This window comes from Actinosynnema sp. NPDC023658 (assembly GCF_040639995.1).
Classification (GTDB): domain Bacteria; phylum Actinomycetota; class Actinomycetes; order Mycobacteriales; family Pseudonocardiaceae; genus Actinosynnema.
Map to the genome: position 1 here is coordinate 1 of NZ_JBFAAX010000199.1, position 10,053 is coordinate 10,053.

Consider the following 10,053-nt stretch of genomic DNA (forward strand, 5'->3'; position numbering starts at 1 on the left):
GCGCGTGAAGGAGGGGCGTCCCGCGTCACGACCGCAGGACGCCCCTCCCGACCCGCTCAGCTGCCGCGGACGTGGCGAATCGTGTCCCGGTACCACAACGCGCTGCTCTTCAGGGTCCGGACCTGGGTCGCGTAGTCCACGTGCACCAGGCCGAACCGCTTGTCGTAGCCGTAGGACCACTCGAAGTTGTCCATCAGCGACCACGCGAAGTACCCGCGCACGTCCGCACCCGCGGTGCGCGCCTTGGCCACGGCCGCGATGTGCGAGTCCAGGTACGCCGTGCGGTCGTCGTCGCGGACGAACCCGCTCTCGTCCGGCTGGTCGTCGAAGGCCGCGCCGTTCTCGGTGATGACCATCGGCACGCCCGGGTAGTCCTCACCGATCTGCACCAGCAGCTTGGTGAAGCCCTCGGGGACGATCTCCCAGTCCATCGCCGTCACCGGGCGGCCGTAGCGCACCTCCCGGCAGACCGGCACGCCGTCGGCGTCCTCGGTGTTGCCCGCCTCGTCCACGCCGGAGAACTTCGAGCTGGAGTAGTAGTTCACGCCCAGCACGTCGATGGGCTGCTTGATGATCTCCAGGTCGCCCGGCTCCACCGGGACCTCGACCCCGCGCGCCGCCAGGTCCGCCAGCACGTCGGCCGGGTACTCGCCGCGCACCAGCGGGTCGAGGTAGATGCGGCGGGACAGGCCGTCCGCCCGGCGGGCCGCGTCGCGGTCGGCCTCGCTGTCGGTGGCGGGGCCGGCGTGGCTCATGTTGAGCGTGATGCCGAACTCCATGGGCTCGGTGGCCGCCTCGCGCATCCGCTGCGTGGCCAGGCCGTGACCGAGCAGCAGGTGGTGCACCGCGTGGATCGCCGAGCCGAAGTCCTGCCTGCCCGGCGCCTGGCGGCCCTCATAGTAGCCGAGCATCGCCGAGCACCAGGGCTCGTTGAGCGTGGTCCAGTGGCGCACCCGGTCGGACAGGGCGTCGAACACCAGCATCGAGTAGTCCGCGAACCGGTAGGCGGTGTCGCGGGCGGGCCAGCCGCCCGCGTCCTCCAGCTCCTGCGGCAGGTCCCAGTGGTAGAGCGTGACCCAGGGGTCGACGCCCTTCGCGAGCAGCTCGTCCACCAGCCGGTCGTAGAACGCCATGCCGGGCGCGTTGACCGGGCCCTTGCCGCCCGGCTGCACGCGCGGCCAGGCGACGGAGAACCGGTAGGTGTCCACGCCGAGGGAGCCGATCAGCGCGACGTCCTCCGGCATGCGGTGGTAGTGGTCGCACGCGACGTCGCCGTTGTCGTCGTTGTGCACCATGCCGGGCGTCCGGCAGTAGGTGTCCCAGATGGACGGTCCGCGACCGTCCTCCTCGTGCGCCCCCTCGATCTGGTACGCGGAGGTCGCCACGCCCCAGCGGAACGAGGCGGGCAGGGTGTCGATCGCGGGGTCGAGCCCGACGGTCGACGCCGTGGTGTCGGTGTAACTCTCCACTTGGGGAAACTCCTCTGGAGGTCGGAACCCGTCGTCGTGAACGGGGTTCAGAGCCCGTCGTCGTGGACGGGGTGCAGCCAGCAGGCCACGGTGCGGTCGGCAGGACCCCGGTGGTCGACTGCGCCGTCTGCCCCGTGGCGGACCCCTTGGGGAACGCCGAGCACCGGGACCTCCGCACCGCAGCGCTCCATCGCGTGCGGACAACGTGGGTGGAACGAGCAGCCGGAGGGCATCGACCGCAGGTCCGGCGGTGAGCCGGGGATGCCGGTCAGCTCGCGCTTCGGTCCGCGCAGCGCGGGGAACGAGTTGAGCAGGCCGTGGCTGTAGGGGTGCAGCGGGTCGCGGTAGAGCTCGGCGGAGTCCGCCTGCTCCACGATGCGCCCGCCGTACATGATCGCGATCCGGTCGGAGAACTCGACCAGCAGCGACAGGTCGTGGGTGATGAACACGACCGAGAAGCCGAGCCGCTCGCGCAGCTCGACGAGCTGGCGCAGGATCTGCCGCTGCACCACCACGTCCAGCGCGGTGGTCGGCTCGTCCATGATGACGACCTTCGGCTCCAGCGCCAGCGCCATGCCGATCATCACGCGCTGCCGCATGCCGCCGGAGAGCTGGTGGGGGTAGCTCTCCAGCCGGTCGGCGGAGATGCCGACCAGCTGCAGCAGCTCGCGGGCGCGGGCCAGGCGGGACGCGCTGCTGCTGCGCGGGTCGTGCGCCTTGATCACGTCGGTGAGCTGGGTGGAGATCCGGTGCACCGGGTTGAGCGAGTTCATCGCGCCCTGGAACACGATCGCGGTCTCCGACCAGCGGAACGCGCGCAGCTGCGGCAGCGTCATCCGCAGCACGTCGACCGGGTCGCCGCCGTCGGGGTGGTAGAGCACCTCGCCGCCCGAGATCACGCCCGGTGGCGGGAGGAGCCTGGTCAGGCCGTAGGCCAGGGTCGACTTGCCGCTGCCGCTCTCGCCCGCGAGGCCGAGCACCTCGCCCCGGTAGAGGGTGAGGTTCACGTCCCGGACGGCGTGCACGGCGTCGTCGCCCAGGCCGTAGTCCACGTTCAGGCCGCGGATCTCCAGCACCGCGTCGGTCACGGCGTCTCCCTTCCCTCGGACCCGGCCTTCGTCGCGAGCACCGGCGTGAAGCCGACGCGCATCCGGACCGTGTGGCCGTCCGCGGTCTTGACGTTGGTCTTGCCGCCGCCGCGCAGCCGCGGGCTGACGAACTCATCGATGCCGAAGTTCACCAGCGACAGGGCGGTGCCCAGCAGGGCGATGGCCAGGCCGGCGGGCACGAACCACCACCACGCGCCCTGCGCGAGGGCCTGCTGGCTCTGCGCCCAGTACAGGACCGTGCCCCAGTTCCAGTCACCGCCCGCGCCGACGCCGATGAACGCCAGCGTGATCTCCAGGGTCACCGCGAAGATGACCGTGCCGACGAAGCCGGAGGCGATGACGGCGGTCAGGTTGGGCATGATCTCGAACAGGATGATCCGCCACGTCTTCTCACCGGTGGCCCGCGCGGCCTCCACGTAGTCGCGGCCGCGCAGCGACAACGTCTGCGCCCGCAGCACGCGCGCGCCCCAGGCCCACGACGTGAGGCCGATGAGCAGCGCGATGGTCCACGTGCCGGTCTGCGGCAGGGTCGACGTGATGATGATCATCAACGGCAGGGCCGGGAGCACCAGGAACACGTTGGACAGCGCGGACAGCGCCTCGCTGCCCGCACCGCCGAGGTAGCCGGACGTGACGCCGACCAGAATCGACAGGATCGTCGCCACGAGACCGGCGACGAACCCGACCACGATGACGCTGCGCGTGCCGACGACGACCTGGCTGAAGATGTCCTGGCCGAGGTGGGTGGTGCCGAACCAGTGCGTGGCCGACGGGGGTTGCAGCAGGTCGCTGCTGCGCCCGGACGGGTCGAACGGCGCGATCCACGGACCGACGATCGCGAGCAGGGCGAAGAAGCCGAGGATGACCAGGCCGGTGGTGGCCTTCGGGTTGGCCACGAACCGCAGCCTGCGGCGCTTCACCGGTGCGGCGACGGGGGTCGCGGTGCCGGTGGTGGGTACGACGGTCACGGCTCAGCCCTCCCGTCGGGTGCGCGGGTCGAGCGCGAGGTAGGCCACGTCGGCGAGGAAGTTCGCCAGCAGCACGGACAGCGTGATGATGAGGAAGATGCCCTGCATGAGCGGGTAGTCCTTGGCTCCGACGGCCTGGAAGAGCTGCAGGCCGAGGCCGGGGTAGGAGAAGACGATCTCCACCAGCAGCGTGCCGCCGACGATGAAGCCCAGCGACAGCGCGAAACCGGAGACGTTCGGCAGCAGCGCGTTGCGCGCCGCGTAGGACACCATCACGCGCCGGTCGGACAGGCCCTTGGCGTGCGCGACGGTCACGTAGTCCTCGGAGGCGACCGTGACCATCATGTTGCGCATGGACAGGATCCAGCCCGCCATCGACGAGATCAGGATGGTGAACGCGGGCAGGATGCCGTGCCGCAGCACGCTGCCGATGAACTGCAGGTCGGGGTTGGGCACCAGGCCGCCGTCGTAGGCGCCGGAGGCCGGGAAGAAGCTGTCCGGGCCGGTCAGCAGCGCGATCGCGATCAGGCCGAGCCAGAAGTACGGGATGGACGACACGAACGTCGTGACCGGGATCAGCGCGTCGGCCCACGAGCCGCGCCGCCAGCCGATGCCCGTGCCCAGGGCCGTGCCGATGAGGAAGCCGAGCACGGTCGTGATGCCGACCAGGCCCAGCGTCCACGGCAGGCCGTCGGCGAGCACCTGCGACACCGGCGACGGGAAGTAGGTGAACGACAGCCCGAGGTCGCCGCGGAGCAGCTGGCCGAGGTAGGTGAAGTACTGCTCGACGACGCTCGCGTCCTTGTCCAGGCCGAACAGCACGTACAGCGACTGCACGGCCTCACTGGTCATCTGGCCGCGCGAGCGGGTGATCAGCGCCTGCACCGGGTCGCCGGGGATGGCGCGCGGGATGAAGAAGTTGATGGTGATCGCGGCCCACGCGGTGAACAGGTAGAACGCGAGGCGCTTGAGGAGGTAGCTCACCGCACCTCCCCGTCACCGGTTCCGCCGGGCGTGGCCTCGGCGGGGCGCAGCGTGACCCGGTCGGCCTCGGACAGGTCGTCGCCGTAGAGCCAGCACGCGGCGAAGTGGGCGCTGGAGCTCGCCGTGGCCGTGCCGTCGGGGCCGGTGCCGTCGGGCGTGATGCCGCCGAGGGCGGCGTCGTCCCCGATGGCGAACCGCGGCGGCACCTTCTCGGTGCACACCTTCATCGCGTGCGGGCAGCGCGGGTTGAACCGGCAGCCCTCGGGCGGGTTGATCAGCGACGGGGGCTCGCCGGTGCCGCCGTCCTTCTCCTGCACGGCGGGCCGGTCGGGGTCCGGCGCGGAGTCGATCAGCAGCTGCGTGTACGGGTGCGCGGGCCGCTGGGTGACGGTCTCGCTCCCGCCGCCCTCCACCACGCGCCCGGCGTACATCACGAACGTCTCGTCGGCGAAGTAGCGGGCCGAGGCGATGTCGTGGGTGATGTAGAGGATCGCGAGGTGCAGGCGTTCCTTGAGGTCGCGCAGCAGGTTCAGCACGCCGAGCCGGATGGAGACGTCCAGCATGGACACCGGTTCGTCGGCCAGCAGGACCTCCGGGTCGGCCCCGAGGGCGCGGGCGATGGCCACGCGCTGCCGCTGGCCGCCGGACAGCTCGTGCGGGAACTTGTCGACGTACCGCTCGGGCGGGGTGAGCTGCACGCGGGTGAGTAGGTGGGCCAGCGCCTCCTCCAGCTCCTCGGACGTGCTGCCCGCGTTGCCGTGGATCTTCAGCGCGCGGGTGAGGTGGTAGCGCACGGTGTGCACGGGGTTCAGCGAGGCGAACGGGTCCTGGAAGATCATCTGGACCCGCTTGCTGTACGCCCGGAAGCGCTTGCCGCCCTTGGTCCGCACCGGCTCGCCGTGCAGCCGGATCGCGCCGGAGGTCTGGGGGTGGAGCTGCGCCAGCAGGCGGGCCACCGTCGACTTGCCCGAACCGGACTCGCCGACCAGCGCGGTGACCCGGCCGCGGTGCAGCCTGAGCGTCACGTCCTCCACCGCGCGCACCGAGCGCGTGGTCTTGGACAGCAGCTCTCGCCCGCGCTTGCGGACCGGGAAGTGCTTGGTCAGGCCATCGGCCTCCAGGACCACCTCAGTGGTCCCGGAGGCCGACGGTGCGGTGCTGGTCGTCATGCGGCCGGCTTCAGGTGCATGACGACGTCGAGCGCGTTCTCCAGCGTGGGCTGGACGGGCGCGTACGGGTTGGCCTTGTCCGGCCAGCCCACCCAGTTCTTCGTGCTGTACTGGCCGCCCGCGTTGGCCGCGGAGGTGATGGCGACCGGCATGTCCCGCACGTGGATCTGCTGGAGCTTGTGCAGCGCCGCGTTGCGGGCGGAGTCGTCGGCGGCGTTGGCGTACTCGTTGAGCAGCGCCGTGGCCTCCGGGTTCTCGTAACGGCCGTAGTTGCCGTTGATGCCGCCCTCACCGATCGGCTTGAACAGCGCGCCGTTCATGATGTTCTCGTAGATGTCGTACGGCGTGGGACCGTTGTTGGTCCAGTGCAGCGCGGCCTGGAAGTCACCGGTGTCGAGCGCCTTGCTCCACGCGTCGGCGTTCGGCAGGTCGACCGTCGCGTTGATGCCGATCTTGGACACGTTGTCCTTGATGATCTCCAGGTTCGTCACGTAGTCCGACCAGCCGGACGGCACGGTCATCTTCAGCGTGACGGGCTTGCCCGACGGGTCCTTCAGCTTGTCGCCGTCGAAGGTGAACCCGGCGGTGGTCAGCTCCTTCTTCGCGCCGTCGACGTCGACCTTGAGGGTCTTGTCCTTGAACTCGGGCGCGATGTAGGAGTCACCGGCGGGGGTCGGGATGCCGGTGATGTTGTCGACCTTCGGGTAGAAGTACCCCGCCTCGCCCTGCGTGAAGATGTCGTCGCGGTTGATCACCATGTTGACCGCGCGGCGCAGGGCCGCGTTGTCCCACGGCGCGGCCTTGGTGTTGAACCACAGGCCGTGGATGCCGAGCACCGGCGGGAAGTAGAGCTTGTAGTGCTCGGGGTCTTTCGAGGTGTAGACGGCCTCGTAGTTCGGGATGAACACGAAGCTCCACTCGGCCGCGCCGGTCGCCAGGGCGGTGGTCTGCGCGTTGTTGTCGCTGTAGGAGGTGTAGCGGACCTCCTTGACCTTCGGCAGCTCCTGCCAGTACGAGTCGCGCACGGTCAGCGTGACCGTCTGCGGCGTGAACGACTTGAGCGTGTACGGGCCGCTGCCGACCGGGGTCTTGACGGTCTCCGTGTTCGGGTCGGAGATCGTCGACCACACGTGCTTGGGCACGATCAGCTGTTCGAGGATCTTCTTCTGGTTGACGAACTGCGACCTCGGGAAGCCGACCTCGACCTTGTTCCCGGACGTGGAGATCGCGTCGTAGGGGACGGAGTCGACGTTGAGGCCGGGGTTCTTCTTCAGCAGCTCGAAGGTGAACGCCACGTCCTCGGCGGTCAGCGGCTTGCCGTCCGACCACGTCGCACCGTCGCGGACGGTCAGGCTCAGCTTGCTGTAGTTGTCCGACCACTCCCACTCGGTGGCCAGCCACGGCTTGGGCTTCTCCGTGGGGTTGGTCTCGTTCACCATCGCCAGCGGCTCGAAGATCAGCCGCCGGTAGCCGAGCGAGCTGGCCGCGGACGTGTTGAGGAACGGGTTGTTGTTCTCGGTCTGCGGGCCGTTCGGCATGCCGACGTTCAGCACACCTTCGTTCGTGCTGTTCGCACCGGGGTTCGAGGTGGAACAGGCGGCCGAGAACAGCAGTGCTGCCGCGACGGCGAGAGCGGACGTTCGCCTGAGTCGCATGGGTTCTCCTTGTCGGGCGGGGGAAGGGCGAGCGCTCGTTGGTGCGGGCCGCGCGTGCCATCGCGGCTGGGACGCTGGGGGCGTCCTCGTGTCGTTGCAGACTCAACCCCGGTGAGACAAGTCACGTCAATCACGAACAGGTTACAAACTTAGACTAATTTTAAGTCGCAAACTAAGGTCCGTGGCGTGGCTCCGAAGCGCACCACCGTCCGCGACCTGCGTCGGCAGAACCGGTCGACGCTGCTGTCGACGCTGTTCTTCGACGGGCCTTTGAGCAGGTACGAGCTCTCCCGGCTGTCCGGGCTCTCGGCCGCGACGGTGTCCAACGTGACCGGCGAGCTGGTCGACGACGGGCTCGTGGTGGAGGCCGGGTCGGTCGACTCCGACGGCGGACGGCCGCGCGTGCTGCTGCGGGTCAACCCGGCGTTCGGGCACGTGGTCGGGGTCGACGTCGGTGAGACCGGGATCAAGGTCGAGCTGTTCGACCTGGCGCTGACCCAGCTGGCCGCGTTCGACCACGCGCTGTCCCCGTCCTCCCCCGCCGCGGTGGCGTCGTTGATCGCGTCGGCGGTCCGGGACGTGGTCGACGCGGCCGGCGTCCCGGCATCGACCGTGCTCGGCGTCGGGATCGGCGTTCCCGGGACGGTGGAGCAGGGCGCGACGGCGGTCGTGCACGCGCCGACGATCGGGTGGGACGGCGTGCGGCTGGAGGAGCTGGTCGCCTCGGCGTCGGACTCGGCGTGGCCGCTGTACGTGGAGAACGGCGCGAAGACGCAGGGCCAGGCCGAGATGTGGTTCGGCGCCGGGCGCGGTGCGCGGCACGTGGTCATAGTGCTCATCGGCTCCGGCGTCGGCGCGGCGGTCGTCACCGACGGTGGCGTCTACCGCGGTGCCACCAGCTCGGCGGGCGAGTGGGGGCACACCACCATCGTGTACGGCGGTCGGCCGTGCCGCTGCGGTGCGTCGGGGTGCCTGGAGGCGTACGTCGGGGCCGAGGGCATCCTCGACCGGTACCGCAAGGCGCGTGGCCGTGCCCTGGCCGGGACCGACGAGCAGTCGACCGTGCACGCGCTGATCGAGGCCGCGGCCGGGTCGAAGACGGCCGCCCGCGTGCTGGAGGAGACCGCCGGTTACCTGGGCGCGGGCATCGCCAACCTGGTGAACCTGTTCAACCCCGAGCGGATCGTGCTGGGCGGGTGGGCCGGGCTCGCGCTGGGCGCGCACCAGCTGGACCGGATCGTGGCGGCGACGCGCGCGCACGCGTTGCGGCACCCGTACGAGCAGATCTCGATCGAGCTGGGCCGACTGGGCCCGGACGCCGTCGCCGTCGGCGCCGCCACGCTGCCGGTCGCCGCGCTGCTGGACCGTGCCGCCGACCCGCGCAAACCCGCGCCCCGCGTCGACCTCGCCGCACCTGAGCGTTCAACTCAGGTGTCCTGAGCGTAGGACTCTCGCGCTCTGGGCGTAGGACTCTCGCGAGAGTCCTACGTTCGCGTCGCGCGTGTCCTACGTCCGGAACGGGTGAGTTGAACGTCCGGGTGGTTGACAGCGGCGGTGGTGGGGGCTGAGGCTGGTCGGGAGAGCGCTCTCCGACGCAGGGGGTTGTGGTGGACGCGGTGGATCGGGACCGGCTGGTCGGCAAGTTGGACGTGGCGCGCAAGGTTCGGCTGCTGACCGGGGCCGCGGGCTGGCGGACGCACGACGAGCCGGACATCGGCCTGCGCCCGATCGTGGTCTCCGACGGCCCGATCGGGGTGCGCGGCCAGGGGTGGGACGAGCGCAGCACGTCGCTGGCCCTGCCCTCCCCCACCGCCCTCGCCGCCACCTGGGACGTCGACCTCGTGCGCGGGCTGGGCGTGCTGCTGGCGGCCGAGGCGCGGCGCAAGGGCGTGGACGTGCTGCTCGCGCCGACGCTCAACCTGCACCGGTCGCCGTTCGCCGGTCGGCACTTCGAGTGCTACTCCGAGGACCCGGTGCTGACCGCGCGCATCGGGGCGGCCTACATCACCGGCGTGCAGGACGGCGGCGTGGCGGCGACCGCCAAGCACTACGTCGCCAACGACTCCGAGACCGAGCGCCTGACGCTCGACGCCGAAGTGGACGAGCGCACGCTGCACGAGGTCTACCTGCTCCCGTTCGAGGCCGCCGTCGAGGCCGGGGTGTGGGTGGTGATGTCGGCCTACAACGGCGTCAACGGCACCACCATGTCGGAGAGCCCGCTGCTCGACGAGCCGCTGAAGGGCTCCTGGGGCTTCGACGGGGTCGTCGTCTCCGACTGGGGCGCGACCCGGTCGACGGTGGCGTCCGCGCGCGCCGCCCAGGACCTCGCCATGCCCGGACCCGACAGCCCGTGGAACGACCTGGTCGCCGCCGTCGAGAGCGGGGAGGTGCCGGAGAGCGCGCTGGACCTCAAGGTGGAACGGCTGCTCCGGCTGGCCGCCCGGGTCGGCGCGCAGAACGGCTCGCAGCCGGCGCGACCGCGCGTCGACGCCCCGCTCGACCTGCTGCGCGAAGCCGTCGCGGCGAGCACCGTGCTGCTGCGCAACGACGGCGTCCTCCCGCTGTCCCCCGGCGTGAAGGTCGCCGTGCTCGGCCCGAACGCCGCCACCGCCCGCATCCAGGGCGGCGGCAGCGCGGGCGTCTACCCCGAGTCCGTGGTGTCGTTCGTCGACGGCCTGGCCGAGGTCACCGAGGTCGCG

Annotated in this window: 8 protein-coding genes; 2 read left to right on the forward strand and 6 right to left on the reverse strand. The window is 70.7% G+C overall.

The window, feature by feature from the left end:
• Nucleotides 1–56: 56 nt before the first annotated feature.
• From AB0G02_RS20480 to AB0G02_RS20505, 6 genes are read right to left on the reverse strand one after another with little or no spacing between them, the layout of a single operon-like run.
• Nucleotides 57–1,469 (reverse strand): GH1 family beta-glucosidase, encoded by a 1,413-nt coding sequence (locus AB0G02_RS20480; protein ID WP_360796686.1) that lies wholly within the window; start codon nucleotides 1,467–1,469, stop codon nucleotides 57–59.
• A 47-nt stretch (nucleotides 1,470–1,516) separates the two neighbouring features.
• On the reverse strand, nucleotides 1,517–2,557 hold the full coding sequence (locus tag AB0G02_RS20485; protein ID WP_360796689.1) for an ABC transporter ATP-binding protein: 1,041 nt from the start codon (nucleotides 2,555–2,557) through the stop codon (nucleotides 1,517–1,519).
• Entirely contained in the window at nucleotides 2,554–3,546 is a 993-nt protein-coding gene (locus tag AB0G02_RS20490) for an ABC transporter permease (RefSeq protein WP_360796693.1), read from the reverse strand. Before AB0G02_RS20490 ends, AB0G02_RS20485 begins: the two co-directional genes overlap by 4 nt.
• A gap of 3 nt (nucleotides 3,547–3,549) precedes the next feature.
• Nucleotides 3,550–4,530: an ABC transporter permease gene (locus tag AB0G02_RS20495; RefSeq protein WP_360796696.1), complete on the reverse strand. Its 981-nt coding sequence runs from the start codon at nucleotides 4,528–4,530 to the stop codon at nucleotides 3,550–3,552.
• Nucleotides 4,527–5,699 carry an ABC transporter ATP-binding protein gene (locus tag AB0G02_RS20500; RefSeq protein WP_360796699.1) on the reverse strand — a complete coding sequence of 391 codons (1,173 nt, stop codon included), beginning with the start codon at nucleotides 5,697–5,699 and terminating at the stop codon, nucleotides 4,527–4,529. The genes AB0G02_RS20495 and AB0G02_RS20500 overlap by 4 nt, the downstream gene beginning before the upstream one ends.
• Nucleotides 5,696–7,354 (reverse strand): ABC transporter substrate-binding protein, encoded by a 1,659-nt coding sequence (locus AB0G02_RS20505; RefSeq protein ID WP_360796702.1) that lies wholly within the window; start codon nucleotides 7,352–7,354, stop codon nucleotides 5,696–5,698. Before AB0G02_RS20505 ends, AB0G02_RS20500 begins: the two co-directional genes overlap by 4 nt.
• Before the next feature lie 186 nt (nucleotides 7,355–7,540).
• Here AB0G02_RS20505 and AB0G02_RS20510 point away from each other — a divergent pair, with 186 nt between their 5' ends.
• Both AB0G02_RS20510 and AB0G02_RS20515 read left to right on the forward strand, forming a co-directional pair.
• Nucleotides 7,541–8,794, forward strand: a complete 1,254-nt coding sequence (locus AB0G02_RS20510; protein ID WP_360796705.1) for an ROK family transcriptional regulator — start codon at nucleotides 7,541–7,543, stop codon at nucleotides 8,792–8,794.
• 176 nt (nucleotides 8,795–8,970) lie between these two features.
• Nucleotides 8,971–10,053: glycoside hydrolase family 3 N-terminal domain-containing protein (locus AB0G02_RS20515; RefSeq protein ID WP_360796708.1), on the forward strand; the 1,083-nt coding region annotated here is incomplete at its 3' end.

What these genes read in the sequence shown, in the direction of transcription:
- AB0G02_RS20500 (WP_360796699.1), bottom strand. Translation starts at nt 5,699, where the DNA reads ATGACGACCAGCACCGCACCGTCGGCCTCCGGGACCACTGAGGTGGTC.
- AB0G02_RS20505 (WP_360796702.1), bottom strand. Translation starts at nt 7,354, where the DNA reads ATGCGACTCAGGCGAACGTCCGCTCTCGCCGTCGCGGCAGCACTGCTG.